This is a genomic window from Enterococcus sp. AZ103, from assembly GCF_051714685.1.
GTDB classification, from domain to species: Bacteria; Bacillota; Bacilli; order Lactobacillales; family Enterococcaceae; genus Enterococcus_A; species Enterococcus_A alishanensis.
In genome coordinates this window covers 626,921-653,412 of sequence record NZ_JBIOSI010000002.1, presented here as the reverse complement: position 1 = coordinate 653,412, position 26,492 = coordinate 626,921, and the positions used below count along the sequence as shown (strand labels likewise).

Annotated in this window: 33 protein-coding genes and 2 pseudogenes; 24 read left to right on the top strand and 11 right to left on the bottom strand. The window is 33.6% G+C overall.

The window, feature by feature from the left end:
- Positions 1–243: 243 nt before the first annotated feature.
- From ID741_RS17785 to ID741_RS17775, 3 genes are read right to left on the bottom strand one after another with little or no spacing between them, the layout of a single operon-like run.
- Positions 244–1,167, bottom strand: coding sequence for an alpha/beta hydrolase (locus ID741_RS17785; protein WP_438721027.1), 924 nt, complete (start codon positions 1,165–1,167; stop codon positions 244–246).
- Between the two features lie 38 nt (positions 1,168–1,205).
- Complete coding sequence (locus ID741_RS17780) at positions 1,206–2,213, bottom strand: aldo/keto reductase (protein WP_438721026.1); 1,008 nt, start codon at positions 2,211–2,213, stop codon at positions 1,206–1,208.
- A 31-nt stretch (positions 2,214–2,244) separates the two neighbouring features.
- Positions 2,245–3,099, bottom strand: a complete 855-nt coding sequence (locus ID741_RS17775; RefSeq protein ID WP_438721244.1) for an aldo/keto reductase — start codon at positions 3,097–3,099, stop codon at positions 2,245–2,247.
- A 118-nt stretch (positions 3,100–3,217) separates the two neighbouring features.
- Between ID741_RS17775 and ID741_RS17770 the strand changes: the two genes are divergently transcribed.
- From ID741_RS17770 to ID741_RS17735, 8 genes are all read left to right on the top strand, one after another.
- Positions 3,218–4,123, top strand: a complete 906-nt coding sequence (locus ID741_RS17770) for a LysR family transcriptional regulator (RefSeq protein ID WP_438721025.1) — start codon at positions 3,218–3,220, stop codon at positions 4,121–4,123.
- Positions 4,124–4,223: 100 nt separating this feature from the next.
- Positions 4,224–4,583 (top strand): DUF1304 domain-containing protein, encoded by a 360-nt coding sequence (locus ID741_RS17765; RefSeq protein WP_438721024.1) that lies wholly within the window; start codon positions 4,224–4,226, stop codon positions 4,581–4,583.
- A 161-nt stretch (positions 4,584–4,744) separates the two neighbouring features.
- A complete protein-coding gene (locus tag ID741_RS17760; RefSeq protein ID WP_438721023.1) occupies positions 4,745–4,888 on the top strand; it encodes a hypothetical protein in 144 nt (47 codons plus the stop codon).
- Between the two features lie 132 nt (positions 4,889–5,020).
- On the top strand, positions 5,021–5,209 hold the full coding sequence (locus tag ID741_RS17755) for a hypothetical protein (RefSeq protein ID WP_218327443.1): 189 nt from the start codon (positions 5,021–5,023) through the stop codon (positions 5,207–5,209).
- A gap of 324 nt (positions 5,210–5,533) precedes the next feature.
- Positions 5,534–5,899 (top strand): ACT domain-containing protein, encoded by a 366-nt coding sequence (locus tag ID741_RS17750; RefSeq protein WP_438721022.1) that lies wholly within the window; start codon positions 5,534–5,536, stop codon positions 5,897–5,899.
- 460 nt (positions 5,900–6,359) lie between these two features.
- Positions 6,360–7,013, top strand: coding sequence for a hypothetical protein (locus ID741_RS17745; RefSeq protein ID WP_438721021.1), 654 nt, complete (start codon positions 6,360–6,362; stop codon positions 7,011–7,013).
- 123 nt (positions 7,014–7,136) lie between these two features.
- The gene (locus ID741_RS17740) at positions 7,137–7,616 is read left to right on the top strand and encodes a MepB family protein (RefSeq protein WP_246601575.1); all 480 of its coding nucleotides are present in this window, start codon (positions 7,137–7,139) and stop codon (positions 7,614–7,616) included.
- 95 nt (positions 7,617–7,711) lie between these two features.
- Positions 7,712–8,257: a DUF6609 family protein gene (locus ID741_RS17735; RefSeq protein WP_218327450.1), complete on the top strand. Its 546-nt coding sequence runs from the start codon at positions 7,712–7,714 to the stop codon at positions 8,255–8,257.
- Positions 8,258–8,467: 210 nt separating this feature from the next.
- On the opposite strand, the gene ID741_RS17730 is transcribed toward ID741_RS17735, so the two are convergent.
- Positions 8,468–8,698, bottom strand: coding sequence for a hypothetical protein (locus tag ID741_RS17730; protein WP_438721020.1), 231 nt, complete (start codon positions 8,696–8,698; stop codon positions 8,468–8,470).
- A gap of 3 nt (positions 8,699–8,701) precedes the next feature.
- Positions 8,702–8,776: pseudogene (locus ID741_RS17725) on the bottom strand (DUF1642 domain-containing protein); the annotation flags it as partial.
- 641 nt (positions 8,777–9,417) lie between these two features.
- On the opposite strand from ID741_RS17725, the gene ID741_RS17720 reads away from it, so the two are divergent.
- From ID741_RS17720 to ID741_RS17690, 7 genes are all read left to right on the top strand, one after another.
- Positions 9,418–9,720: a DUF3784 domain-containing protein gene (locus ID741_RS17720; RefSeq protein ID WP_438721019.1), complete on the top strand. Its 303-nt coding sequence runs from the start codon at positions 9,418–9,420 to the stop codon at positions 9,718–9,720.
- A 113-nt stretch (positions 9,721–9,833) separates the two neighbouring features.
- Positions 9,834–10,259 (top strand): hypothetical protein, encoded by a 426-nt coding sequence (locus tag ID741_RS17715; protein ID WP_438721018.1) that lies wholly within the window; start codon positions 9,834–9,836, stop codon positions 10,257–10,259.
- 321 nt (positions 10,260–10,580) lie between these two features.
- Positions 10,581–10,904, top strand: coding sequence for a tRNA-binding protein (locus ID741_RS17710; RefSeq protein ID WP_218327454.1), 324 nt, complete (start codon positions 10,581–10,583; stop codon positions 10,902–10,904).
- 221 nt (positions 10,905–11,125) lie between these two features.
- Positions 11,126–11,668, top strand: a complete 543-nt coding sequence (locus ID741_RS17705) for a MarR family winged helix-turn-helix transcriptional regulator (RefSeq protein WP_218327455.1) — start codon at positions 11,126–11,128, stop codon at positions 11,666–11,668.
- Positions 11,655–12,023, top strand: a complete 369-nt coding sequence (locus ID741_RS17700; RefSeq protein ID WP_438721017.1) for a rhodanese-like domain-containing protein — start codon at positions 11,655–11,657, stop codon at positions 12,021–12,023. The genes ID741_RS17705 and ID741_RS17700 overlap by 14 nt, the downstream gene beginning before the upstream one ends.
- Before the next feature lie 112 nt (positions 12,024–12,135).
- Positions 12,136–12,402 (top strand): hypothetical protein, encoded by a 267-nt coding sequence (locus ID741_RS17695; protein ID WP_438721016.1) that lies wholly within the window; start codon positions 12,136–12,138, stop codon positions 12,400–12,402.
- 593 nt (positions 12,403–12,995) lie between these two features.
- A complete protein-coding gene (locus ID741_RS17690; protein WP_438721015.1) occupies positions 12,996–13,304 on the top strand; it encodes a carboxymuconolactone decarboxylase family protein in 309 nt (102 codons plus the stop codon).
- A gap of 390 nt (positions 13,305–13,694) precedes the next feature.
- Here the strand turns inward: ID741_RS17690 and ID741_RS17685 are convergent, their stop codons facing one another.
- Positions 13,695–14,222, bottom strand: a complete 528-nt coding sequence (locus ID741_RS17685) for a hypothetical protein (RefSeq protein ID WP_438721014.1) — start codon at positions 14,220–14,222, stop codon at positions 13,695–13,697.
- A 231-nt stretch (positions 14,223–14,453) separates the two neighbouring features.
- Here ID741_RS17685 and ID741_RS17680 point away from each other — a divergent pair, with 231 nt between their 5' ends.
- Positions 14,454–14,897, top strand: coding sequence for an AraC family transcriptional regulator (locus ID741_RS17680; RefSeq protein ID WP_438721013.1), 444 nt, complete (start codon positions 14,454–14,456; stop codon positions 14,895–14,897).
- A 152-nt stretch (positions 14,898–15,049) separates the two neighbouring features.
- Entirely contained in the window at positions 15,050–15,943 is an 894-nt protein-coding gene (locus ID741_RS17675; RefSeq protein ID WP_218327462.1) for a hypothetical protein, read from the top strand.
- Between the two features lie 120 nt (positions 15,944–16,063).
- Here the strand turns inward: ID741_RS17675 and ID741_RS17670 are convergent, their stop codons facing one another.
- Positions 16,064–16,297, bottom strand: a complete 234-nt coding sequence (locus ID741_RS17670; RefSeq protein ID WP_218327463.1) for a hypothetical protein — start codon at positions 16,295–16,297, stop codon at positions 16,064–16,066.
- A 294-nt stretch (positions 16,298–16,591) separates the two neighbouring features.
- On the opposite strand from ID741_RS17670, the gene ID741_RS17665 reads away from it, so the two are divergent.
- Positions 16,592–16,774, top strand: a complete 183-nt coding sequence (locus ID741_RS17665; RefSeq protein ID WP_218327464.1) for a hypothetical protein — start codon at positions 16,592–16,594, stop codon at positions 16,772–16,774.
- A gap of 392 nt (positions 16,775–17,166) precedes the next feature.
- On the opposite strand, the gene ID741_RS17660 is transcribed toward ID741_RS17665, so the two are convergent.
- The 4 genes from ID741_RS17660 to ID741_RS17645 are packed head-to-tail and all read right to left on the bottom strand — an operon-like array spanning position 17,167 to position 20,786.
- A complete protein-coding gene (locus tag ID741_RS17660; protein ID WP_438721012.1) occupies positions 17,167–17,397 on the bottom strand; it encodes a hypothetical protein in 231 nt (76 codons plus the stop codon).
- Between the two features lie 28 nt (positions 17,398–17,425).
- A complete protein-coding gene (locus ID741_RS17655; protein ID WP_438721011.1) occupies positions 17,426–18,046 on the bottom strand; it encodes a hypothetical protein in 621 nt (206 codons plus the stop codon).
- A gap of 28 nt (positions 18,047–18,074) precedes the next feature.
- The gene (locus tag ID741_RS17650) at positions 18,075–18,620 is read right to left on the bottom strand and encodes a hypothetical protein (RefSeq protein ID WP_218327467.1); all 546 of its coding nucleotides are present in this window, start codon (positions 18,618–18,620) and stop codon (positions 18,075–18,077) included.
- 9 nt (positions 18,621–18,629) lie between these two features.
- Entirely contained in the window at positions 18,630–20,786 is a 2,157-nt protein-coding gene (locus tag ID741_RS17645) for a hypothetical protein (RefSeq protein WP_438721010.1), read from the bottom strand.
- A 446-nt stretch (positions 20,787–21,232) separates the two neighbouring features.
- On the opposite strand from ID741_RS17645, the pseudogene ID741_RS17640 reads away from it, so the two are divergent.
- The 6 genes and pseudogenes from ID741_RS17640 to ID741_RS17615 all read left to right on the top strand — a co-directional run.
- Positions 21,233–21,334 (top strand): annotated as a pseudogene (locus ID741_RS17640) (aldo/keto reductase); the annotation flags it as partial.
- A 213-nt stretch (positions 21,335–21,547) separates the two neighbouring features.
- Complete coding sequence (locus ID741_RS17635) at positions 21,548–21,988, top strand: Lrp/AsnC family transcriptional regulator (protein WP_218327469.1); 441 nt, start codon at positions 21,548–21,550, stop codon at positions 21,986–21,988.
- Positions 21,985–22,608: a LysE family translocator gene (locus ID741_RS17630; RefSeq protein ID WP_218327470.1), complete on the top strand. Its 624-nt coding sequence runs from the start codon at positions 21,985–21,987 to the stop codon at positions 22,606–22,608. The genes ID741_RS17635 and ID741_RS17630 overlap by 4 nt, the downstream gene beginning before the upstream one ends.
- A 41-nt stretch (positions 22,609–22,649) precedes the next feature.
- Positions 22,650–23,228 carry an urea carboxylase-associated family protein gene (locus ID741_RS17625; protein ID WP_218327471.1) on the top strand — a complete coding sequence of 193 codons (579 nt, stop codon included), beginning with the start codon at positions 22,650–22,652 and terminating at the stop codon, positions 23,226–23,228.
- A 344-nt stretch (positions 23,229–23,572) separates the two neighbouring features.
- On the top strand, positions 23,573–24,166 hold the full coding sequence (locus tag ID741_RS17620) for a TVP38/TMEM64 family protein (RefSeq protein ID WP_438721243.1): 594 nt from the start codon (positions 23,573–23,575) through the stop codon (positions 24,164–24,166).
- A gap of 14 nt (positions 24,167–24,180) precedes the next feature.
- Positions 24,181–26,484: an HAD-IC family P-type ATPase gene (locus ID741_RS17615; protein ID WP_438721009.1), complete on the top strand. Its 2,304-nt coding sequence runs from the start codon at positions 24,181–24,183 to the stop codon at positions 26,482–26,484.
- The last annotated feature ends 8 nt before the right edge of the window (positions 26,485–26,492 follow it).

The window sequence follows — 26,492 nt, the reverse complement described above, 5'->3', positions numbered from 1 at the left end:
ATAGCTTTTTCTGCTATCTCTCCCATTAATGGACTATGACAATATCACCACCAACTTGTTTAACTGAACACAGCGCAAATCGCTTATCCTTTAAAAAGAGTACATCATTCAATTTTATTAAAGAAAAAAACAATCCTTCAAAATAATTTGATGGATTGTTTTTTGCTTGCTAATATCCGTATTTTACTAAATAGACCTAATTATCTTTTTTAGTGGGTACATTATTTCAGATATGAATAGAAACTATCCTAAATATTTTTTATAAAACGGTACTAATTTTTCCAAAGCTAATCGCGTTGGTTCTGGTTGATCGTATAAATCATAATGTGACCAGCCTTTTAAGACAACCAATTCTTTTTCTTTGGAACCTGCACGGCGAATAATTTCAAAACCATCACGATAAGCACCAAATGCACCAGGTTTATCACCAACAATAACCAACAGTGGTTGCGTCAAAAGTGTTTCGATTAAATGATATGGATCGTAATTTACTAACGCTGCACTATGTGAGTAGACTGATAAGTTAGTGCCATTTGGCTTTTGCCCACGTGGGGTGCGATAATATTCGATAGCTTCAAGTGGATCAATATCGTCAATCCCCATTTTTTTAGCTTCTTCTACAGTATCAGGTAGCGCATTATCCACACGAATTTCAGCACCTCGAGCTTCTGCAGTTCGTTGTTTTGCCATTTCTTCCAATTGTTTAATCGGATTAAATTCCGTTTCTCTCCAAAGACGACCAATTGATGCGGCTGTCACTGTACCGATAGCTTTGAAGCGACGTTCCATTTTCGCAGCGTCAATTGTGTAAGCACCGCCGCCACAAATACCTAAAACACCAATTTTTTCTTCATCAACATAATCTAATGTCACTAAATAATCTACTGCATAACTAAAATCTTCCGTTCTCATACCGGGGTTTTCCAGATGGCGTAACTTCCCACCACTTTCCCCTTGGAAGGAAGCGTCAAAAGCTAAAACCAAAAATTCTGCTTGTGCTAACGCTTGTCCATAGATATTTCCAGCTGTTTGTTCTTTACTACTACCGATTGGATGGGCGCTGACGATTGCTGGATATTTTTTTGTTTCGTCAAAATGATCTGGAAAGTATAAATCACCAGCCATATTCCACTCTAAATTTTTAATTGTTACAGATTTTTTATTCATGTTTTTTCTCCTTTGTATTGAAACTTCAGTCATAGTCTTTATTTATTTTCCCATTGATGTCCAAAAGTTGCCTGTTGTGTTTCGATATGTCCACGATGTCCGTGAATCGTAATTCTATCGAGCGCTACTTCTAATCGCGCAAACTCATCATCTGTCAATCTGACATTCCACGCACCTAAGTTTTCTAAAATTCTTGCTTGATTTTTTGAACCGGGAATTGGCACAACATTAGGATATTTGTGTAACATCCAAGCAAGAGAAATCTGAGCATTAGTGGCTTTTTTTTCTTTTGCATATTCAGCTAAAATTGCTAAAATCGGTTGATTCGCTACCATGTTTTCTTTCGAAAGTTGTGGCACGAATTTTCGCACATCATCGCCTTCAAAACTTGTTTCAACGGTAACATTCCCTGATAAAAAACCACTAGCAATCGGAGAAAATGGTACAACAGTTATCCCATTTGCCAAACAATAAGGAAAAATATCTTTTTCTGCATCACGTTCCATCATTGAATACAAATTTTGGACCGCAGCAACCGGCGTAACTGCATGAGCTTTTGCTAAAATATCCACGCCCACTTGCGAAAGCCCCCATTCTTGAATTAGACCTTCCTCAATCAGTTCACCCATTACCTCAGCAACAGCTTCCACTGGAATTAATTCATTCACACGGTGCAAATAATATAAATCCACATAATCTGTTCGCAAATTTTCTAAAGATTTTTTCAGATGACTATGAATAACCATAGATAAGTCCATTTCATCAGTAATCTCATTTTCATCAATATGCAATTTTGTTGCTAAAACAACTTGATCTCTGAAGCCTTCGACAGCTTTTCCTAATAGTTCCTCATTGTGACCGGGGAAAAATAATTCTCGACCATAAGCTTCGGCAGTGTCAAAAAAGTTACAACCAAACGCATAGGCTTTTTGAATTGCAGCAATGCTATAAGATTCTTCCGGGACCTCTCCATAACCATGAGAAAATCCCATGCAGCCCATTCCGATTGGCGAAACTGTTAAACTACCGATTTTTCTTAATTCCATCTCAATTCCTCACTTTTCTATATGATTAATCCTATTTCTCTGGATATCTGACTTCATTAAATGATTTGGCAATATCAGCGGTTAAATGATCAATAATTTTGAAGCCTGTTTCTAATAATTTGATTTCATCCATATCTTCTTTACTTAATTCAAAGTCAAACACATCAATATTTTGTTTCATGCGATCAACATTAGCTGATTTTGGAATCACCACCGTATCTCGTTGTAATTGCCAGCGTAAAATTACTTGCGCAGGAGATTTGCCATATTTTTCGGCAATTTCTTTTAATATTTCATTTTGAAAAATATTGCCGTTTCCTTCTGCAAAAGGTGCCCACGCTTCTGGTTGAACGCCATATTCTTCCATCACTTCTAATGCGCGACGTTGTTGACGCAGCGGGTGAATTTCGATTTGGTTAATTGCTGGTTTGATTTCGTTGTTCACAATCAAATCCACCAAACGATCTTCACTGAAATTACTCACACCAATCGCACGAATTTTGCCTTCTTTATATAATTCTTCCATCGCCCGCCATGAGCCATAATAATCATTAAAAGGTACATGAATCAAATACAAATCTAAATAATCTAAGCCTAATTTATCTAACTGGCGTTGGAAAGCTTTTTTAGTTGCTTCATATCCGGCATCTTGTAGCCAAAGTTTCGTTGTGACAAAAATTTCTTCACGAGGAATACCACTTTTAGCGATTGATTTCCCGACTGCTTCTTCATTCAAATAACCTGGCGCTGTATCAATCAGACGATAGCCTGCTTTCAATGCTTCTGTGACAATTTTTTCACTTTCTACCAAATCTGGAATTTGAAAAACGCCGAATCCTAATTTTGGCATTTTTACGCCATTGTTTAATGTTACATAGTCCATAATGATGACTTCCTTTCGGTTTGTATACTTGGTATGAACATAGATTATCACCCGACGAATTGTTTGAGAATTTGTAAAATGTTAATATCGTATTAACCAATAGTTAATGGAGGGGAAATTTATGTATAACCACCTTTTAGATACTTTTATTACCGTTGTCGATATGGGAAGTTTTGCTAAAGCATCAGAGTCTTTATTTATATCTGCGCCGGCTGTCATGAAACAGATGAATTTATTAGAAGAACAATTAGATTTACAGCTAATCGAAAGAAGTCACCAAGGAATTACCTTAACTGAAGTTGGTCAATCTATTTATGAAGACAGCAAAAAAATCATCGCCTTTTCGGAAGAAGCGATGACTCGTGCCGATAATCTAATGAAAGACCATCCTTGGAAAATTAAAATCGGGAGCTCATTGTTAAATCCTAGTCAGCAAATTTCCAGTTTATTAGCCGCTATCCGTAAAAAAAATAATCGTTTCTCTTTTGAAATTGTGCCTTTTGACGATAATCGCGATACGATTATTTCTGTCCTTCATCAATTAGGAACGACTTACGATATTATCGCAGGATCTTACACTGCCGATATTACCGCAAAGTTAGCCGGTTATCATGAACTTTATCCGGTAACTTTTACCATTGCTGTTCCTCTAAATCATCCGTTATCACAAAAAGATCATTTAGAAATAGAAGATTTATTTGGAGAAACCCTTGTCTCAGGAAAAAGTTCACCGAATCGTCCGGTTGGTATCCTACAAGCCGATTTAGCGGAAAAATATCCCGAAATCAAACAGGAAATCACTTCAGAATTTTACGATATGAATGTTTTTAACAAGTATGATCAGTCCAATAAATTACTGCTTTCTTTACCACAGTGGCAATATGTTCAGCCGAATTTCGTAACATTGGCAGTCAATTGGCCGTATCAAAATATTTTTGGTCTACTCTACCCATTAAAACCAAAAAGAGAAGTAAAAAAATTTTTAGAATATGTCTCACTTGTACAAAAAGAGAACCCAACTGAATAAAGTGATAGAAATCAAAAATATATGTATTCCAAAAGATTGACTGTTTTATACTGGTTAAATATACTTCTATGAGTATTTACATTGTACAAGGAGGGAAAAAATGTCTTTTTTAACAAAACTATTAACCGTATTAGTTGCATTGGAGTTTTTCTATATCATGTATCTTGAAACATTTGCGACAACATCAAAATCTACAAGTAGGGTATTCAATATTCCTCAAAAAGAATTACATTCTTCATACTTAAACACCCTATTTAAAAATCAAGGTATCTATAATGGGTTGTTGGGAGTTGGATTGATATATAGCATATTTTCTCCAACTGCATCTTTAGAAATTAGTCGCATCATTTTAATTTATATTATTTGTGTTGCGATATATGGCAGCGTATCTAGTGATAAAAAAATCATTTTCACCCAAGGCGGATTAGCTATTATCACATTAATTACCACTTTCTTTTGAGTGTCACTTAATCCCCTAACTATTTCGTACACGGACTTCGGTTAATCTGAAACATAATATATTCTCTAAATTGCCTAATCCTCTAAAAAATGGGTAAATTGTCTAAAATAATCAAGTAAGCTATAATCATCAATAAAATATGAATAAAATGGAGTTATCCCATGAATTTTAATTTTGATAAAAGAAAACAATATCTCACACTTAGCTTGCTCTTAATCCTGATTGGCGCAAATACAAACATTGCTGTATCATTTATAGGCATTCTTGTTGGAATAAAAGGTTTTTGGGCATTCAAAAGCAATTAGTTAATCTACTATTTATGACTGTAGCCTTAGGGCTTTTTTTTTCAATAGCTTCCATTTATTGACTCAGCTATCTCCGTCGTTTACAGACTTTTTACTTTCGCTTTGTTATACTTTCAACATGGAGGTGAAAGTATGATTAAACGAAAATGGGCTTTTGTAGTTGCAGTTATTTTTTCTTTATTCGCGATTTATAAACTATTTACTGGGTCAGTTGCTGATCCTAACATGCCTGCTGCTTATAATACTGGCGGGTTATTGGGAACGTTATTTTTTCCTGTATTATTCTTTGTTATTGCATTTTTTCCTAAAAAGAATAAATAGTTAATGGCTATCATTAAAAGATAGCTTTTTTATTTGCCACAATCTGTTTCGTTTACTGACTCAGCTATATCCGTCACTTGCAGTTTTGTATTTTTATAAATTTTTGTTCACTCAGCTAATTCATTCTTGACTTAAGATTTACCTGAATTAAATTCCTGATTTATCAATTTTTCATAGTCGAGTAATTCAGTTAATTCCGCTTGTAGCAATGAATTATTTCTATTGTCGTAACTTTAATTTAACAGAATGGAATTCCTTTGTTTGCACTAAATATTTTACTCTATCTATTTATTAAGTTATAGTTATTAAAAAAGGAGATTGTACATGAAAATAAATAAAATAAATGTTCCATTATCAGTTATACAAGTAGCAGCTATTACTGATATTGATTTATCAGTATCGCCATTATTTATAGGAAAAACAGAGGACGAATTATCTGTTGTATTACCTACCCAAAATGTACCTTCAATGACACTATCTCGTGAAGATGATTGGAAGGGATTCAAAATTGAAGGTGTTTTAGACTTTAGCTTAGTTGGAATATTGTCCAAAATATCTTCTCTTTTAGCTGACGCGAATATTAGCATATTTGCTATATCTACTTATAATACAGATTATATTTTAGTGAAAGCGACTCATTTCGATAAATCTATCGAAATATTAGAGAACACAGGGTACAAAATAGTTTAGTGATTTAAATATTTGCTGTTACTGTATCCTCTTTTCTATTTCGTGTTTCAACTGTTAGTTAAGCTTAATGGAATTTACCAGTAAGTGATCGAGTCGATAATAGGCGATACGGCAAAGTTTATTTTGGATGCTGCTACAAGCTTTAACACCGTTCAAAGCACGTCCATAGGAAGAATATGTTTTAAGTTTCTTTGATTTATAAATGGAGTTATCTTCTAACGAGTCGATCAATACTGGATACTGTTCCATTCCCTAATACTGTGTCCAATATTCACAATAAAACCCGCTTAAACTTTCATTACAGGCATACAAAACATATTTTTTCTTCACTATCATCATCCCACCTCATTCCACTATTTCTTCCACTTACTGACTCAGCTATAGACGACGTTAACGAACTATTCATTTTTTCCGACCAAGTATATAATTTATCTATATTGGTAATTAAGGGGATGACATAATGAAAAGACGTCAAAATCAATTAATCAAAAAAGATAACAAACTATTTTTGATATTTTCTATATTTACTTTGATTATTATTGTCTTAGTCGCATTTATTTTTCTATTCTCTTATAAACCTTCTTCAAATCAACAAATAACAAGTTATTCAACAAACTCATCTATAAGGAACTCAACAAATAAATTACAGCAAAGCTCAAATAATGACAGTTCTCATACTACAAATGAATTTCCATATGAAGTCTCATTTCACTCTGATAAAATTTTAGTAGGTCAATATAACGAATTTGGTTTCTCAGTAACCACCTATAAGAGTAATCAGTCTATTACTGTTGCGTATAATACAACAGATAGTGATAGCTACGGAGAACGCACAGGTCAAGTTGCTTCACTTACCCCTACTACAGTTTCCACACAAACAATTGCTGTTCGAGAATATGAAACCCAAAAAAATGTCCATGTAAATACAGAATTGAAGTTAAGTGACGTAGAACATGCTGCAAGTATTGACTTTTTCACTCCATTTAACGGAAATGATACAAAAATATATGCATATTACATGGACAATGGGAATATTGCACTAGCCTTTACGCCTGCAAATGCAGATACTTATCAAGTTGTCGTATATCAGGTCGTTGAGCTTTCACTTAAATAACTGATCTGAATAAAATTTAACATTCTGCTAAAGGCTGAGTCTGTGGATCAGTATTTTAGTGTGCTACAATATTTTCACGAGTCTAATGTGTCTATTTTTCTGTTATGAAGAGAGGTTGGAAATTTGAATAACTCACTGTGCTATATTAGTCAATTAACAAGTAGAACTCTGCAAAATATTAAATTCGAACATCAAAATAAAGATTATGAAGGATCTACTTTTTCTATCAGAAACTTTACTTTTCGTTGTCGTTTAGGCAAATTAACACCAAAAAAGAAAGGTTATTTCGTTGCTTTTTGGGAAAAAGATTCTGTAGGAAATAATCAAGCTTTTTCATTTCAAAACTACCCTAATAAATTGATTGTAGTAATCATCGATGACAGCTTATCTGGGCAATTCGTTTTTCCTAAGGAAATACTATTAAAGAAAAATATTTTAAAAAGTCCCGGCTCAAAAGGGAAAATGGCTATGCGAGTCTATCCAGATTGGGAAACTGACTTAAATACGAGTGCTACTAAAACACAAAATTGGCAATCAAAATATTTTATCGACACTTCATCGATTATAGATTCAGAAAAATTGAATACTCTTTATTATGAATGAAATCAAATTTCGCAATCTTGGTGGTTAGCTGACTCGATTCATTCTAATTTTTTTGTGTTATATTATAATCATTAAAAATAGAAAGAAGTCTTTTTATGTCGAAAGCAAAAGAATTTAAATATCCCCGTCAGTTTATTAATGGTGTCTGGTTAATTACGGCTGGGATAGCAACCCTTTTACTACTCATCCCGGTTCAAACAACACCCGTTTTTCTTCCTAACCCTATTTTTTTCATCATTGTCTATTCTCTTGGATTGTTTTGGCAATTAAATAAAAAAACTAGGGCAAAATTTAGTATTCATCAAGGAACAAAACAACAAAATCGTTGGGCCAACTTTGCATTGATTTTATTGTTAGGTTTAGTTGCACTTTCGATTATTCCTTCAATCGGTCAGACAAATCTCTCGGCTCCTCATGTTGTAACTATTTGGAGATTAATTTTTCTATCAGTGAGTATCCACTTTTTAGCCTTCACTCCGGTTCATGGAAAATTGATGCTGATTCTTTCAATTCTTACTATTGTGAATGTTTTGATCAATTGGCAACTTTCTTTATCACTGAATTATCTTTTTTTAATTGATGGTTCAATAAAGATAATAATTGGGATCATTTACGTTAAGGTATCTCCTATCAATTTTTGAAAACCATTTATAGACTTTTCTAAGAAGTCACTATTTTTATAGTGGCCTTTTATTATATCTGTCTTTCAAGTCAATCCGATGCGACTATGCAAGAAAGATTTTAGGATTAATTGTAATCAGTTTATTGTGTTTGTTTTCTCTAAATGTTAAACAATCTATTTTTCCAGCATTATTTTTTTCTAAAAACTCCAACCAGTCTTCCCCAGTCAATTAGTCAGTTGTATAGGTCACATCGTAATATGGATTATTTAATGTAAATTCTATTGCGTCATCTCTGTCATTAACGAGCTGTACCGGTACAGCTATCCCGCCAATCAAATCTATTACATTATCTGCATCTTCTTTTATTAAGAAATGTTCTGCGTGAATTTCGATATTCAGATGGTCATTAATTAAGAATACCTGGCAAGTTCCATCTTCACCCCAATTCAAAAAATACATATTATTTACTTTTACAATCCACTTAGATTCTTTTTCTACCTTATATCCATCTATCCATTCTTTAACGAATAATTCTTGATTTTTGTTGCTTTTTCTTCATTAACGTCGTCAAAGTCATCAAAAATTTGCAGCCAACTAGTTATTTTAAAACTTTTGTTCCAAGTCGTGTTTAATACTTTTCCTAAAAAAGATATGACCTATTTTTTCATTCTTCTATATAGTCTACGATAAATTGTGGGATTATTACTTTTCCTGGTGTTTGTATTCCTTTAATTATCTTAAGGGCATATAAAATACGAACCATTTCACTTGAGTAATTACTAGTATATTTACTCTTTTATTTTATTTTTCGATTGCTTCTTGCTTATTCATACATTTCTCCTTTTCTGCCAAATTCATCATTACTGGACATTTTTTCCTAATCCATGTAACCTCATTTAAAGGAGTGATTCTATGTTAAAAAGATTATTAACATCAATTTGCGTAACATTAGTGTATCTTCTTGTATCCAACCTTGGAAATCTGTTCTTCGGAGTTAGTGAAACTTTCAGTTGGACGACAACACTATGGGAATCTTTATTTTTCTTTATCTTTATATTTTTGCTTTTACAGTTTAAAAAGAAATGATGCCTTCCGTTTATTGATTCATTTATATCCGTTGCTTCTTTAGTCTTGGTGGGTAGCTGACATGTCATACCTATCAAAAAGGAGATTTTTTGATGTCAAATTTTGTTAATCCATTCATGGGCCTACTAAGCTTAATTCTGAATATCTCTGGAATCCAACTAATTCGTGGAAAATGGCTATTTCTTATTGCCGGATATAATACGATGACAGAAAACGAAAAGAAACACTACAATGGTGACACTTTGGGTAAACTTGTAGGTTTATACTTGCTTGTTGTTTCTTTAGTATGTCTTTTCTCTAAAGTCCTCCCTCTAATTTTCCAACTTATTATAATTGTTATATCAACTATTTTTATTTTGTTACTCAGTACCATTTCTACGAAAGGTAAAGTTTAGCTAGTTATCTCTTTCTTTAATAGAATGTCCCGCATATTCATAAATTGGTTTTCACTCAGCTTGTTTTCCCATATAATCAATTATATATACGATTTAGAAAAGAGTTGGTTATAATGAAAAATGAAAAACTGATTGTAAAACTGAGTTCCTTTTTAAATTTTTTTATTGGTATTGGAGCATTTGTAGGAAGTTTAATGGCGTTTATTCCAGCATTTCATGAAAGTATGGGCTTATCAACGGCTATGTTGCAAGATACTCCTTTTAAAACATTTCTTATTCCAGGCTTATTTTTATTATTTATCTTATGCGGTCTCAATTTTCTTAACGGTATCTGTTACTTCACACGTCAGGTTGTTGCTTATTTCTTCTCATTTTTTATGGGAGTAATCTTAATGATTTGGATTGTGATACAGTGCCTGCTACTACAAATGTTACTGCCGATTCAGGCTATTTTTTTCCTATTGGGGTTCCTGCAAACATTTTGCAGTGTCTATTCCATCAGAAAACGTCAATTAATATTTCCTTCTTTAAACAAATAAAAAAAATGAGTAAAGTAGAAGGATATAAAAAAAGAACGACCGTTCCTTTTTTATTTAGCAAGTAGTAGGAAATGTTTCGCTAACTGATTGTCTCACGCATCTAGATTTTTTTACGGAGATTGTTTTTTGTTAATCATGGGATGATTTATGCTAACAATTTTTAAGGAGGGTTCATATGAATGAATTATATAGAGAAATTTCAAAAATCTTCATCCAAAAATATCTAAAATTTATTGATAATGAATACTTTCACCCAGAATAATTCTTCAAAAAGATTTCTAGCGATTTTAAAAAATAGAAAACGATATTGGAGGAAAATTAATGATTTCAATGGAACAATTTGACGAAGTAGAAATGAGAGTCGGTACAATTACAAATATTTCTTTGAATAAAAGAGCACGAAAGCCTGCGTATAAAGTTACAGTTGATTTAGGGGAATACGGTAGTAAAAATAGTTCTGCACAACTAACTAATTATGAGGCAGAAGAACTTATTGGTAAACAAGTAGTCTGCGTCTGCAGTTTTGCACCAATCAGAATTGGTGACGTTAAAAGCGAGATTAGAATACTAGGCAGTGATACAGATTCTGGCTGCATTTTACTAACATCATTAAGTAAAGTAAAAAATGGTAGTAAGATATTTTAACCTCAACAATTTTAAGAAAATATTTTTAAATTACTGCTTGTCTTCTGACAGGCAGTTTTTTTTCTACAATAGTTTCCATGTATAGACTCAGTTATCTCCCTCGTTAACGGAAATCAATTTTTTGATATATATATTTTAAAGAATAAGATAGCTTGACTTATTTTAATAATGATGTAATATTTGATTAGCCGGCTAACTACTTTTCGGAAAGGAAGTTTTTTTTGGGATATTCAAACTTTTCAGATCGACCTAATATTGAAAGAATTGCTGCTATAGCAAATAAATTCAACTTATCTAGTAATCCAGATTCTGTACATCTATATTTACAATTTCAACAAACCTACAGAGAAATTGAAAAAGAATACAATCAATTACTAGAAAAATACAAATTAAGTGAGTCCAGATTCAGTATTTTAATGTTTTTATCCATTGCAGAAAATGAAAAGCTGTTGCCTTCAGAAATTGCGGATAAACTTAATGTTACAAGACCAACTGCTAGTAAGTTAATAAAAGGTATGAACAGTAAAGGGTTAATAACTATTCAACAATCTTCAACGGATAAAAGAACGAGCTTTATAAAGATAACCTTAGAAGGTAAAAATTTACTTCAAACATTCTTACCCTATAACTATCAAGCGGTTGACAGTCTATTTGATGGATTTTCAGCAGAAGAAAGAAATCAGCTTTCTTATTTACTTGAAAAGCTAGCAAATAATAAAAGTAAATTAAAAAAATTGGAGGATACAAAACATGCAAACAGCTAAAATTGACCTACTTGAAACTTATTTAAGTCTATATATCAATCATTTTGAAGTCCTAAATCATATGGATACGAAAGACTCTCCATACGTGATTCTTGACGTAAGAAACGCACCCAGCGCAGTTAAAAAGGATCAAATTAAAGGTGCTCTAGCCATCCCTGCTAAAGACCTCCCTTCTAAAGTAAATGAATTAAATAAAGAAAAAACATACGTAGTTTATGACTGGACTTCGGGTACTATTTTAGGAAAACAAGCCTTGTTAATTCTTTTAAAAGCAGGATTCAAAGCTTACGAACTTGGTGGTGCACTCGAGGGTTGGAAAGGTATGAAGCTGCCAATAGAAACTTTAAACGAATAGTTTAGATTTAAACTACTTTTTTCAAGTAGTTTTTTCGCTAAATATTTCGTTAATAGACTCCTATTGATATTGTTGATATATTTAAAGAAAAAAGAAATTGGAGTTGTTAAGAATGAATATTAATGAGGTTTCTTTATTCGCTTTATTCGGAATACTAATTACAACTTTCTTTTTTCTACTTGCACTTTCTATCAATAGAACAAATGGATTATTTTTTTCACGATTACCAAAGCAATTCTTGAAGGATAGTAATAACCCTCAATACGAGCTGGAACGAGAATTTGGAAAAAAATTCGTAGCTATTGTTTTTAAAATCTTCCCTCCCATTTTTCTTGGTTTTGTCTTCATTTTGATTTTATCTTTCTTATTTCATCAGTAAGTTCGCAATAGCTTCAGTTTACTGACTCATTTATATCTGTCATTTATTTTTCTCTGATATAATTAAGTAAATCGGAATTTACTGTGAAAGGGGATAATTGTTATGGAAAAAGAAATCAGAAAAAAATCCAAGGTAGGATGGTATTTGTTATGTTTATCTATTGGAGCAATTTTAGGGATTGTATTGTTTAATAAGATAGGGTGGATATTTTAAAACTGATAAATATAAATTGTCTACAGCGTGAGTCAGTCACTAGACTGACTTTTTTAATTCAGTAATCTCCGTCATTTATAGAATAAAATCAAAAATTTCTATATTTATAAAATTTTGAAAATATGATTAAATCAATGATTTTAAGCTTTTTTTACTAATTTGTAAAACACATATATAGCGGTATTTAATGTTTTGCCTTATATTTTACCTAAGCTTAAACAGCTTTTTTTCTTTGAAAAGTATTCTATACTTACTAAGCCAGACAGCCTATCTGGCTTTTTTTTTTTGACAAAATGTTTCGTTAGCTGATTTCTCTAAGCAAAAAAATCCCCTCTCTGGTAAAATTAAACTAAATATTATATTAAACGGAGGGTTTATCTATGAAATTAAGTAACTCATTTGAAACCTTTGCTAAAGAAGCTCCTCAACATCAACAAGCTTTTGCACAATTAGTCGAAACATGGGGCAATATCAGCTCTTTAGAAGAGAAAACAAACCACTTAGCGTATCTCGCAGTTCTTGCAGCAACGGGAAAAACAAGTGGAATAGCTTTTCACGTCATGTTAGCCAAGAAAGCTGGTGCTAGTAAGGAAGAAGTGATTAGTGCTGTTCTTGTTGGTCTCCCAGCTATTGGAAATGAAGTGATTAGTGCATTACCAATTGTTGTAGAAGCATATGACAACAACTAAATCTTTAGTCTTTAGAAAATGCTTAACTTGTGATCTTGAGTTAAGCGTTTTTTTTCGCAATATCTCCCACTTAACAATTTGGAAAGTATATTCAGTTGATTTGATGGTTATTGTAGGAAATATTGAATACTACTATCGCAATAGTTCCAAACTGCTTTAAAATATATGTTTCATCCACTTATTCATCCAAAAATTTCTTAAAAAAAGCATCTTTATCTATCATTAACTAATAAAGAAATGTAAGCTATAGGTTCCAAAATTCAGTTCTGAATAAACTAGATTATTAACAAAAAATTAGCTCCCCTTAAATTATTTTTAAAAGTAGATTGTCTTTTCAAAAGGTAATCCATCGAGTCAGTGCCTACCATATTCTTTTAATTTAAAATATCCTCATGGCAGTTTAAGCAAAAAGTCTTCGGTTGGATAAGAAAAATTGACAGATTTCTTAGTGGGAATAAAATTTAGCCTCAACAACCTTTCTCTCCGTCCAATATCTAACTTGTCCTTTTCACGAAAACTGGTTATACTAAGGAAATTACTTGTAAAAAGAAAATTTTCTCTAGCAAAATCTAAAAGTAATCTCTCAATATCCCATTCCCAAAGTGTGGGTAAACTATCTAATAACTCAATTGAGCTAGCTTTCAAATCGACTATCATCAAGCCCACCACAGTATTTTCAAGGAATGCAACAACAATTTCTCTAGTTGCCATTTTTCTTAAAATTACTTTTTTTAATTGCTCCAACGATAGATAAGGAAAGCCATCTTTAATCTGTTTCATCAGATTAAGAATCGATTCTAACTGTTTAACTTCTTCCTTAGTCGTGGTATGTTGTTGAATAATCACCGATTCACTTTTTCTAATTTCTTGTAATATTTCCAACCAATTCTTTTTTTCTTCCAGAGTAATCTGATCCACAGCACTCATCCTCCCCCTGATAATCTATTTTCGAATAATAAATTTTATCAGAAGCTCGTAAAAAAAGTTGCACCAATCTTGCTAAAAGAATTCGACACAACCTTTCGTTCTTTTTTGTATTTCCCAATATATATTTTTTAAAAATTTTGTTGGAAAGCATTTTAAATGCTGATATCATCAACTTATGGAAAGATTGGCCAATCTTCCAAATATTTTTTTGGAGGATTTTAAATGGAACTATCAATAGAAAATATGGATTCTGAAACAATATTTTATAAACGACGTATTGGAACATACGGTCCTGAAAACTTTATTCTAATGGATACTTTAAAAACACTTATGAAGGACAAAAATGTTTTTAATAACGATACTATTATCTATGGAATAGCCTTAGACAACCCAAACATTACTTCACCACAAAACTGTCGATATGATGTAGCTACTAATACTGAAATCTCAAGCAATGAAATTAGTAAAAGAGAATTGCCTTCCGGAAAGTATGCGACATTTCTAATTGATCACACTACCGAAGCAGTTCAATCTTTTTGGAATACATTCTCAGATCATCTTTCAGAGAGCTCACTAGAATTTGATAATTCCAGACCAATACTAGAACGGTATAAACAATCTTTAGTATCTAATGGTTTATGTGAAATACTTGTACCTATTTACTAAATCTTTTCTTGACAGAATCCATTTTTGGATTCTGTCTCCACATTATGTTTCATTACTCAACTCAGACACTTTTTTTCAAGTCTCCTCCTACACAACTACTTTTTGCTATAATAAAACTAAAGATTCAAAGTCTTAGGAATGGAGCTGATTGCTTGGAAAATACACCTCTTGATTCGGCACTCATATTAAAACAAAAATATCGTAGTCTTCGTGCCGCAGAGCTAGATGAAAAAGAAATTTTGAAGCTGTTAACCGAATCAACCTTGATTCAAGAAATCTTGTCAGACAAACACAGAACAGACACCTTTACAGGCTTACGAAAAATTGAATTTTTATTAGCTGAACTTTCAGAAATTCCTTATTTTGAAAAATTACCAGAGGTACAAGTACTTCTGAAAACTCTCTACGAATACACCGCTACAGCAGATGGATACTCTTTAACAGGACAGTCAAAAGGCATTTTGGCATGCCATCAAGCAATTTGTACGTTGATCTTTATTCGAGCAAACGAGCAAGCCTGGGCTAAAAAAGGGATTGATTGGATAATTAACTACTTGCCTTTTGCAAAAAATGAAGCAACGACCTGGCAAGAAACCGATTTATTTGAGCGTTTTGGCTGTGTTGGTAATACGCCTTGTTATGATGGACTAGTAAAATCAGTCAAGGCATTGTCTGAATATCGTCAAAAATTTCCATCCGATCCTATCTTAGCTGAAAAACTTACTCAAGGCTTAAATTATATTATGAAGCACAGAGTGATTTTCCATCAGGACTCCGACGATTATTTATATGATGATTTGATCACGCTGTTTTATCCTTATCCCTATAGAACGAATATCATTGAAGTCTTAAGCCTGCTCAAAAAAGAAAATCTTTTGAAGGACCCACAATGTCAGGATGCAATTGCCTTTATTAAAAATAAAGAGCTTGTTAATGGCGGTTGGCAGGCAGAAAAAATTTTTATGAAAAGTTCTTGGATTCCTTTTGATGCGATGAAGAGAAAAGGAAATTGGATTACTGATGAAATTAATTGGATTTTAAGTTAAGTTGAGGAGAATGGCTATTAGACATAAGTGCATCTTTTTTAAAATTGGTTGCTCCTTATCCATCTATCTCGTTAGCCGCTCACTTATACAATTTTTCATATGATATAATATTCCAAAAAGTTAGGAGACTACCATGATTACTATCTCAATCTTTATCATATCAATGTTTTTTGTGGTACTAGCCCTGATATTTTTTGGAATCTTTCTTTCTATCAGTGGAATAGTAACTGGAACCACAACGCTATTTTTAAAAAATAAAACAGCAAAACCTTTTTTTGGTATCTTCTCAGCTATTCTTTTTTTAGCAGGACTCGTTATGTTATTACCTTTTTCTCTCGGGTATCTTGCTCCCATTGCAGTTACTACTTTATTGATTATTCTATGTATATCTATTTCAATCCTTGCAATCGTTGGAATTTTCTTCTCTAAGCGGTTAGATACCTTACTACTTAAAACCCTCCTGATAGGTGTCTATATGTTAATAATCATTTTATCGCTATCCTGCTTGTTCTTTTTTCTCTTTTTCTTGATATAATTACTAACGCTTAATTTACGCTTTGATCCATACTTATGAATCCTAGAAACTTTTCATGATTTATTTCATTACTAGAACTAAAAACTGGTAAAATATCCTAAAAAGGGAATCCTATGCAGAATTTCTATGTCCTATTTAGTTTTATTTGTACATTTGGCATTATATTAATGATTATTACATTCTTTAAAGACTATAAAAGACTCACAGTATTACAAAAAGCTTCACTTATTCTCATTTCAATTGGTGGCTTAGCACCAATGATTTTAGGGACTATCCAAGGATTTTTGGCTCATTAACAGCTCTTATGGGCTGTTTTTTTGTATCTTAAATTGACAAAATGCAACATAAAAATGACTCATAACTGTAACCCATATAAAATAGGTTTGTTGAAAACACTATTAAGAAGAATCTATGACTGAAATCGAATAAAAAAGTAGGCAACAATTTATGTTAGCCTACTTTTTAAAATCCATTAGATTTGTTTTAAAGTATCTCCTATTTTATCAACACTCATGTCCTGATGATTATTAGGAACTGTAATATTATCTATAAAAGAAAAAGCTTTGGGATATCTTCTTTCATGTCATTTGAATTTATTGCCTCTTCACTTTCATATAAGAGGACTTTCGATTTAACTAGTACCTGATAATTATTCACATTGTTATATATCTTTTAAGATTTTTTTCAGTTAAGCTTTGCTAAATCTTTTTAATTTTCTCAGTACAATCGCTATCAAACAAAAAATTACTCCTAATAACATTAAACTGTTTTCTAACGGTTGATTGGTTTTTGGTAGCGAACCTTGATAAACTTTTACCTCGCGAAATGTTTGTGTTGATTTTCTCACATTCGATTCTGGCAAACCTGCATCAGTTGGTGCAACACCTAATGTGCCACGAACCTCAATTTGGCTGTCCATCCTGTTGCCCCCTCTTAAAAAATGCTAATTACCATTTAATTGGAACAAATTTCAAACTAAGATCATATGTTTCAGTGATGGTTGCTTGTGATGATCCTGCTGTAAAATTACCATCATAGTTAAATGTTAATTCTTGAGACTGTCCAGTTGGTCCAGCATTAACTAATCGACCTTCACTATTTGCCAATTCTCCTAAAGAAGTTGTTGTTAATACTCCAGAGTCTCCATCCGTAATTACTGGTGCTGTCACTGCTGTGGATGTTTTCAAGTCTAAATCTAAATCAGTAGCAGTAATCCCTCCCGCCGATTTTGTGGTAAAGCTTTCCGCAGAAACGGTTACTGGTCGACCAGAATTATTTTTTACAGTATAGGTTGGAGAAGATACACTACCCGATGAACCAACACTATAGAAAATTGTTTTCATTGGGACGGTGACATTGACCCATTTTTTGTCTCCTTCGTCAATTGGTGCTGTAGGATCCGTATTGTCTATTCCTAAAGTACCCTCTACTTCAACTGTCGTATCATTTTGATCAATGACCGTTTTTAGACCCGCGCTAGGATCATCGGTGGTTTCAGTTGCTGATACCCCAGCCGTAAATCCTAGCACTCCTGAAAACAATACAACACCTGTTAAAAATTTCTTCATTGTAAAACGCTCCTTTTTTGTCATTATATTATTGAACCATTAAGGTCAACACTGATTGAACTTCCCCTTGTTTCTTTTTTGAATCTGGATCATACACCTTGAAGGTTGCTGTAGCTGGATAATCTCCTGGCTGCAGTTCCTTTTCTAGCTTGGCTGTTTGGATTTCTTCGCCTGGCTGAATGGCCCCAGAATTATAAACTACTTCATTAGTCTCATCGATTGTGACAACCACGCTAACTGGTTGAGCGTTGCTAGGTGGATTTTGAATCGCTAAATTCCCTGTCATGTTGGTGCTATCAATCGTGGCTTCTGAAACAATTCGCATGTTAAATTGACTTTTATCTATATTTGATTGAGCAAATTCCGCAATTTCTTTTTCTGTCATCCTAGAAGCATCCTTACCATCTGGCAAAAAATCCCCTGCGATAATATTTGCTGGGACTTCCTGAGTTTTGAAAAAATGATCATAAACTACGTAACCTGCAGCTAACAACAATAGTAATAATAATAAAAGCAAGTATTTTTTTTTCTTAGCGTCATCTTGCTTCTCAGTTTGTTGATTGGTATGTTCCATGTTTTCCTCCTAAGGCTTAGTCTGACTAATTTTAAAATTGACTTGATAATTGACTTGTTTTTCTATATAAAACGAGCCTGTATAACCGCCTAAAAAACTTAAATTGGCTTTTGAATTAGTTTCAAAATAAGGACTCAACTCTAAAGTCTGACCAGCGCCATCATTAGCCATTGACCAAGTGGTATTGGTATTACTTAACGCAGCTAAAATATCCAATTGTAATAAACCTTCATCACCAGATAATGTTTCCACCAAACGAATCGTAGAATCACTGTTTGCTCCAGTCGTTACTTTAGTCATAGTGATATAGGTTGGCACATTGCTATAACTTTCTAAAAAATAGTCATTTTTTTTAGTAATTAAAGGTCCATCATCACTTAGAAAAGACAGAGCCATCGGAAAAACAGTTGAGATATGTTTTGGTACTTCCACCACATTTTCTTTCCACAAGGTTGAACCTGATCCACCGTTACTGGTACCAGATACGCGACCATAAATATAATAATTTTGTGCCAGTACATCATCTAAAGTTCCTCTCGTAGCTGAATCGCTACTAGAAAAATCCTCTCCAGTAAAGGTATAGACACCATCAGGTTTGGTTTGATTATTAAAATCATTAGTTAAAGTCGTTTGATCCAAGCGACCATCACTGTCGGAATATGGTGTTTTTGACAAAATAAATTCCGTTCTAAATGTCCAACCATTCACTAAGTTAGTCTGAAAATCTTGTACATCGCTTAATACTTGGCTTAATCTATTCCCAACAGTAGAGCTAGCCGAAACACCATAAATCGACATAGCGGGATCATATTTTATCCAGCTTTTATTTTGATAATTGGTACTATCAAAAGTGACACGATTGTTTGGCGAAACTGCCGACTGTACCACACTATTATTAGTAATTGCTTGATAAAGACTGGTGCCTGTATTAGTGATAGTGATGCTCCCGGCACTAATCGGACTGCTGAAATTGTTCGCGTCTTCTGTTTTACCAACATAAAAACTGGCAGGATCAGTCGCAGATACATTTAACTTTTTCATATTAATTGCTCTGCTTTTAGTCAGATATTCAAAGCTAGAGCCTTCAGCAAGTCTCATATCAAGTGCAGCAGAAGCCACTAATACATTGGATTGGGCGCCCGCACGATCACGCACTTTATAGATAAACTTTGCATTATCTTCTAAAATAAGTTTTTGATTCACCGTTGCTGCTCCATAATAAAACATATAAACTCTAGAAGAATTCATATCCAAGACAGCATTCTTTTCAACAGTTACGGTTAAATCCCCTGCGCCATACATATAAAAGAATGCGTGATTTTCGTAAGTATAATTTGAAATATTGGTTTGACTGCCTTGCTTGAAATTCACATAACGAAAACCTTCCACAAATTCCCCACCATAGGCTGGACTAGTATTAGGACTGTTGTAGCTACTTGTCCCACTGATATTTAACGTACAATAGCCAGCTGCAGCAAAGAAAGGCTGAGAACCCCTTTGAATGTTATAGTTAATATTTTCAACATTCAGCGTTGTACTTGCGCTAAGAACTCTGACAAATCCGTAATAAGTATTTTGAGAGTAGCTATCTGATCCTAGATTTAAATTTTTAAGCGTAATGGTTAGACCACTTGTACCAGTTTTAAACATTGTGCCATTAGCTACAGCCGAATAATTTAAATACCAATAATTTTCAGGTGTGCTAGGTTGCGAAGGATCTTTTATACCATTTATTTCAGTGTTTCTATTGAAAGCTAAATCTGCTGAATTACTTTCATTGACAAGAATATCTGCTAGTAATTGAATATATTTAATGTTGGTCACAGGATCCACGTTGCCACTCTTAATTGCGCTTTTCAGTTCACTATAACTAGAGACTGTAAAAGGATTATTCTCTGATCCATCCCCTCCCATTGCTTGCGGGTCAATACTATCTGTAGTTATGTTATCTTTATTTTCTTCATCTGAAGAACTAGACTGGGTCTCTTCTTCGATAACAGCCTCCACCCACTGACTTGTTTCTGACTGATTCGTTTCTGCTGGATTATTTATTTCTTCAGTGGTCCGTAATGTCTCCAAATCATCTACTTTATTCTCAACAGCAAGTACGTTTGATACCCCTACAAAAGAAAAAAGCAAGAGAGTTAAATAAAGTATTTTCCTCACAATCTTTCATCCCCCCTATTCAAAAAATACTTTTTATCAAAGTATTAAGACAATGTTGTTAACCCCAAACATTATCTTTTCATAAGAATTATATTATTAATTTTAATGTAAATCAATATAAATTAATGTATTTGATATAAAACGTGCGTTATATTTAGAAGATATCCTTTATAAAAGTGCTTGATAACCGTAACAAGTTATAGATATATAATTTCTCCCCTTTAATAGATTCTTTGAAAATAGCTGACGGTTTACAATCATTTAAGTGTGTGCACATTTATGCAATCGATTGGCTCAATCCCAGTGAATCTCTTACTATTTTCCCATTTAACTTAATGTCGATTTTAAATGCTAGACTTAGAAGAATTCCAAAAAGAGAGGACGAGATTATGATGGTGAAGATTGTATTAAATAACGGATTGTAGATGAATTGATTAGGTTGTGGTGTGTTTCAACTAGAGGATTTGGCAGAATGTGGGCAAGCTGTTTTAGCTGCATGTAAAACAGGATATCGCTTAATTGATACAGCCAGTGCTTATCGAAATAAAGTGGAGTAAACCTGATTCATCCTCCTTCAGAAATTTTTGAGGGAGGATTTTTTTATCTTTCGTTTCGTAAAGAAAACATACATGATTATTTCTTGCTTTTTACTTTTTTAAGGAATTTGATTAATAGAGCTAAAAATTTACGGATATTTAGTTCTTGTATTTACATTTTATAAGTAAAACACTAGAATATTTAAAAAAGAACGGAGAAATATTATGGATGCAATTGATTTACTTATTATTGCCGAATTGAAGGAAAACAGCCGTCAATCTGCCTCACAAATTAGCAAAAAAATACACATGTCTGTCCCTTCTGTATCTGAAAGAATTAAAAAGTTAGAAGCTAGCGGTGTTATCGAAAAGTACACTATCAAAATCAATCGTAAGAAAAATGACGAGAATTTGATGGCCTTTATCTTAGTAAATTTGGATCGAAATAAAAAAACCGAAAACTTCAAAAAGCTGATTAGTGCCCATCCAGCCGTTTTAGAATGCCATCATATTGCTGGTTCCTCTGATTTTATTTTAAAAATTGTTTTGAAAGACACCGATGCTCTAGATGATTTTTTAGGCAATTCACTAGGTTCGATAACGGGCGTCGTTAGTTCAAATACCATCATTGTACTGAAAACTCTAAAAGAGGAACTAAATACATGACCCCTCGGATAAACCCTGCCCTTCTAACCGGTTTGCGTTTTGGCATGATCTTACAATTAGCGATTGGTCCGGTGGCTTTTATGATCTTAAATACCTCAGCCTCAAAAGGTTTCCTAGCGGGATTACAAATTATGATCGCTGCCGCATTAGTTGATAGCTTATTTATCTTACTATCTTTTTTAGGTATTTCAGCAGTGATTGAACGACCTAAAATAAAAATCCTCTTCAAAATAAGTAGCAGTATCATTTTAAGTCTTTTTGGAATGAATCTTGTCTTAAGTTTTTTTCAAATTTCACTGATACCTAACATTTCGCTTTTTTCTGAATTAACAGCGACTAGTCCTTTTGTTAACGGACTTCTTTTGACGGCTTCTAATCCGTTGACGATTATTTTTTGGGGTAGTATCTTATCAAAACAAATCATTGAAAATAACTACACTAAACGGCAACTTTGTCTATTTGCTGCCGGTTGTGTTTTAGCAACTATTGTTTTTTTAACCTTTGTTGCAATTCTGGGAACACTGTTGAATAATTTTCTTCCTGAAAAAATATTGAAGCTGTTAAATATTTTTATCGGTGTTCTATTGATATTCTTGGGAATAAAGCTTCTACGTGATTAATTTCGTGATAAACTTTAGTAACTATTAAAAAGGAGACTACTATGGAAAAAGAATACTTAATTGCTGCTTGCACCGGACAAGCGATCGATATAAAAAAAGGACAACAAATAACAATTATTGATGTTGAAGGAGGTCAAGTTGCTGATTTCTTTGCCGAAAACACTGCTGACCAAAATGAATTTTTATCGACTGCAGTCACAATTGATTGTAATGAATCCATTCGTTTAAATATAAATGATACGATTTATTCAAACCTCTATACGCCAATGTTCACCGTTATTTATGATGAAGTAGGTCAACACGATTTATTGTTTCCTTGCTGTCGCCCAGAAATGTATGACTTTTTTTATCAAAATGGCGCCAATCATCCTAATTGTTTCGACAATATCAACAAAAGCTTAGGTGAAAACCGACTGATTATTCAGCCACTTAATTTATTCATGTATACAACCATCGACGACAAAGGAAAAATAACTATCCACAAACCACTTTCCAAAGCTGGCAGTAAAATTATTTTAGAAGCCAAAATGGATATGAAAATTGCCGTAGCTGCCTGTAGCGTTTCAGAAGCTGACACTAACGGTCGAAAAAACTCTCCGCTAAAAATAACTGTTAACTAATTTAAAACCACTTCAATATCACAAAAAGGAGCGCTAATTATGATTCTGACAATTCTCGGTATCCTGATTTTAGTTAGTCCGATTGCTTATCTTCCTCAGCTATATATAGATAAAGCAAACACTGGATTTAATTTCCCTCCTTTTTTACTGAAGTATTTGTAGCAAAACCAAAATACATCTTCCACTCCACCTATCACCTCTAAAAATTTACTTTCAAAAAACCAGCCCAACTCACTTTTTTCACTTCTTTTTTACATTTGTTTATAAACTGTTTAACTTTTCTTACCATTTTATTTGTAATTAACCGTTAGACTAAGCATGTGTTAGAGAGGTAAGTGAAAAGTATGAAAACCGATGCGTATCCTGCGCTTCCTAAAAAATTGATTACCCTTTTGAAATATTTGGGGATTATTGCCGCACTGGTGTTAATATATATCATCTTTCATAATGGTGTGGCACCATTCCAACATCATTTGTATGCTTTTATTTTGAAGGCTGGGATTTTTGGTCCGATGTTCTTTATCTTATTTCAAATCATTCAAGTAGTGATTCCGATTTTACCAGGGGGCTTGAGTTTGAGCCTTGGGGTATTGGCTTTTGGCAGTACTTGGGGATTTATTTATAACTATTTAGGCATTGTGATGGGTTCTATTATTTCATTTTTATTGATTCGAAAATTTGGAAAACCGTTGATTCAGCAGTTGGTTTCAGAAAAGAATTACCAAAAAATCATGCACTATTTAGATAATAAGCAGCGTTTCACCAGATTTTTTGCTTTAGCCATTTTATCTCCAGTTGCACCGGATGACTTACTATGTATGGTGGCCGGTTTAAGCAAAATGAAATTAAGTACTTTTACCTTGATTATTATCTTAGCTAAACCATTTTCGATTTTCGCTTATGGTTACGGACTAACATTTTTATTACAACATATCTAATTGGAGGAACAACCATGACTATCGATAAAGGTTTATCACAAGCAGCAGTAACGCAACGGATTAAGAAAGGTCAAACCAATGATTACCGACCGAATATGACCAAGTCAACCAAAACTATAATTTTGCAAAATACCATGACTTTATTTAACTTTTTAAACTTTGCATTGGCGGCAGCATTGATTATTGTCGGCTCCTATTCAAATGTTTTTTTCATCAGCATTATTATTTTCAACATTGTTTTAGGAATTGTCCAAGAATTACGGGCAAAAAAAATGGTGGAAAATCTCAGTCTGATTTCTGAAAAGAAAATTAAAGTCCGACGTGCAGGTGAAACCCAAGACATTTCTCCTAGTGAATTGGTTTTAGATGATATTGTCCTACTAAGGAGCGGTGATCAAGTGCCTAGTGATTTAGTAGTTTTGGAAGGTTCAGCAGAAGTCAACGAATCATTATTGACCGGTGAATCTGATGCTATCGCAAAATCGATTGACAGCCACGTTTTATCCGGCAGCTATCTAACTAGCGGGCAGATCGTGGGTCAAATCGAACATGTGGGAGCCGATAATTATGCCACCAAAATTGTCAGCGAAGCCCAAGGTGATAAGGGTTATGAATCTGAATTGGTTCGCTCCATTGGTAAAATTTCGAAATTTACTAGTTGGGTGATTATTCCATTAGGTTTAATTTTATTTGCAGAAGCGTTGTTTTTCCAATCTACTTCAACCACTACGGCTGTTGTTTCTACAGTTGCGGCGCTGATTGGGATGTTACCAAAAGGTTTAGTCTTGCTGATTGGTTTGGCTTTGACGACTGGTGTTTTGAAGTTGGCTAAGAAAAATGTCTTGGTACAAAATAAATATGCGATTGAAATGTTAGCTCACATGGATATTTTAGCCTTAGACAAGACTGGTACCTTGACTGAAGGAAAAATGTCAGTGGAAGAATTGTATCTTTTGAACGATTATTATCGCAAAGAAACACCGGATTTTATTAGCAGTTATCTTGCCGCTTCAAACGATAGTAACCTGACTGCCCTAGCTTTAAACAATTATTTCGACTCGAAAGCAGTCTATTCTGCGTCATCAGTCACAGCTTTTTCTTCTGAAAGAAAATACGGTGCAGTCACTTTAGAAGCTGTCGGTACGGTTTATCTCGGTTCGCCAGAAAACTTAATGCCGGATTATTCGCTACCATCGATTGCTCGTGAAGCGCAAAACAATGGCAAACGGATTTTATTGATTGCTTTAGCAGAAAATGATCAAGCTAATTTGACGGCCCTAGCTTTAATTATTTTAAGTGATCCGATTCGGGCGAACGTCAAAGAAACCTTGGGCTTTTTCAAAGAACAAGGGGTAGCGTTAAAAATTATCTCTGGTGACAATCCCATCACCGTTTCTGCCATCGCTGCCAGTGCTGGTTTAGATAATCCCGAAAATTATATTGATTTGTCTACTTGCACAGATGAAAAAACCGTCCGGGAAGTCGCCCATCAATATACAATTTTTGGTCGTGTGACACCTCAACAAAAAAAATTATTAATCAACGAATTGAAAACATCTGGTAGCACTGTTGGTATGACTGGCGATGGCGTCAATGATATTTTGGCTTTGCGGGAATCCGATATTTCGATTGCTATGGCTGAAGGCGATGGTGCCACTCGACAAATTGCAGATGTGGTGCTATTGAATTCAGATTTCGCAACTTTACCAGAAATTATTTCAGAAGGACGGCGGGTAATTAATAATATTACTCAAAGTTCTGGCGTTTTCTTTATTAAAACTATCTACTCCTTCTTACTTTCAATCTTTTGTATTTTGACAGCCACGGCTTTTCCTTTTATTCCGTTGCAAATTACCTTGATTGACTTGGCGATTGAAGGTTATCCAGCTTTCTTTGCCTCATTTGAAGCCAATGATAAAAAAATCACTGGAACTTTCTTAAATACTTCCATCAAACGGGCGTTACCAAGCGCACTTCTCGTTTTGTTTGGGATTATGGTCAGCTGGTTGATTCATGCTTTGGGCTTCATTTCATTAGCGCAAAGTCATTCATTGATGTATTTCTTATTGATTGGCATTAGTTCTATCGGTGTGGTTAAATCCTTGCAACCATTTAATCCGTTGAGAGTCTTTTTAGCAGTGACTTCCATTGTGGGAACCTTTGTGGCCGTCTTATTGTTCCATAAATTATTGGTAGTTAGCTTGATGAACCTTCCAACTTTAGCCATTTTCTTAATCGTGATGCTAATAAGTGGGCTTGCTTGGGAACCAATCTATCGTAAAGTTTTATATTTAGGCGCTCGTTTAGTTCGGGCATAAAAAAATCC

Bases quoted from the DNA above. Each gene is read 5' to 3' on its own strand.
- ID741_RS17785 (WP_438721027.1), bottom strand. From the start codon at position 1,167: ATGAATAAAAAATCTGTAACAATTAAAAATTTAGAGTGGAATATGGCT.
- ID741_RS17780 (WP_438721026.1), bottom strand. From the start codon at position 2,213: ATGGAATTAAGAAAAATCGGTAGTTTAACAGTTTCGCCAATCGGAATG.
- ID741_RS17770 (WP_438721025.1), top strand. From the start codon at position 3,218: ATGTATAACCACCTTTTAGATACTTTTATTACCGTTGTCGATATGGGA.
- ID741_RS17765 (WP_438721024.1), top strand. From the start codon at position 4,224: ATGTCTTTTTTAACAAAACTATTAACCGTATTAGTTGCATTGGAGTTT.
- ID741_RS17760 (WP_438721023.1), top strand. From the start codon at position 4,745: ATGAATTTTAATTTTGATAAAAGAAAACAATATCTCACACTTAGCTTG.
- ID741_RS17755 (WP_218327443.1), top strand. From the start codon at position 5,021: ATGATTAAACGAAAATGGGCTTTTGTAGTTGCAGTTATTTTTTCTTTA.
- ID741_RS17750 (WP_438721022.1), top strand. From the start codon at position 5,534: ATGAAAATAAATAAAATAAATGTTCCATTATCAGTTATACAAGTAGCA.
- ID741_RS17745 (WP_438721021.1), top strand. From the start codon at position 6,360: ATGAAAAGACGTCAAAATCAATTAATCAAAAAAGATAACAAACTATTT.
- ID741_RS17735 (WP_218327450.1), top strand. From the start codon at position 7,712: ATGTCGAAAGCAAAAGAATTTAAATATCCCCGTCAGTTTATTAATGGT.
- ID741_RS17730 (WP_438721020.1), bottom strand. From the start codon at position 8,698: ATGTATTTTTTGAATTGGGGTGAAGATGGAACTTGCCAGGTATTCTTA.
- ID741_RS17720 (WP_438721019.1), top strand. From the start codon at position 9,418: ATGTCAAATTTTGTTAATCCATTCATGGGCCTACTAAGCTTAATTCTG.
- ID741_RS17715 (WP_438721018.1), top strand. From the start codon at position 9,834: ATGAAAAATGAAAAACTGATTGTAAAACTGAGTTCCTTTTTAAATTTT.
- ID741_RS17710 (WP_218327454.1), top strand. From the start codon at position 10,581: ATGATTTCAATGGAACAATTTGACGAAGTAGAAATGAGAGTCGGTACA.
- ID741_RS17700 (WP_438721017.1), top strand. From the start codon at position 11,655: ATGCAAACAGCTAAAATTGACCTACTTGAAACTTATTTAAGTCTATAT.
- ID741_RS17695 (WP_438721016.1), top strand. From the start codon at position 12,136: ATGAATATTAATGAGGTTTCTTTATTCGCTTTATTCGGAATACTAATT.
- ID741_RS17690 (WP_438721015.1), top strand. From the start codon at position 12,996: ATGAAATTAAGTAACTCATTTGAAACCTTTGCTAAAGAAGCTCCTCAA.
- ID741_RS17680 (WP_438721013.1), top strand. From the start codon at position 14,454: ATGGAACTATCAATAGAAAATATGGATTCTGAAACAATATTTTATAAA.
- ID741_RS17670 (WP_218327463.1), bottom strand. From the start codon at position 16,297: ATGGGAGCAAGATACCCGAGAGAAAAAGGTAATAACATAACGAGTCCT.
- ID741_RS17665 (WP_218327464.1), top strand. From the start codon at position 16,592: ATGCAGAATTTCTATGTCCTATTTAGTTTTATTTGTACATTTGGCATT.
- ID741_RS17660 (WP_438721012.1), bottom strand. From the start codon at position 17,397: ATGGACAGCCAAATTGAGGTTCGTGGCACATTAGGTGTTGCACCAACT.
- ID741_RS17655 (WP_438721011.1), bottom strand. From the start codon at position 18,046: ATGAAGAAATTTTTAACAGGTGTTGTATTGTTTTCAGGAGTGCTAGGA.
- ID741_RS17650 (WP_218327467.1), bottom strand. From the start codon at position 18,620: ATGGAACATACCAATCAACAAACTGAGAAGCAAGATGACGCTAAGAAA.
- ID741_RS17635 (WP_218327469.1), top strand. From the start codon at position 21,548: ATGGATGCAATTGATTTACTTATTATTGCCGAATTGAAGGAAAACAGC.
- ID741_RS17630 (WP_218327470.1), top strand. From the start codon at position 21,985: ATGACCCCTCGGATAAACCCTGCCCTTCTAACCGGTTTGCGTTTTGGC.
- ID741_RS17625 (WP_218327471.1), top strand. From the start codon at position 22,650: ATGGAAAAAGAATACTTAATTGCTGCTTGCACCGGACAAGCGATCGAT.
- ID741_RS17620 (WP_438721243.1), top strand. From the start codon at position 23,573: ATGAAAACCGATGCGTATCCTGCGCTTCCTAAAAAATTGATTACCCTT.
- ID741_RS17615 (WP_438721009.1), top strand. From the start codon at position 24,181: ATGACTATCGATAAAGGTTTATCACAAGCAGCAGTAACGCAACGGATT.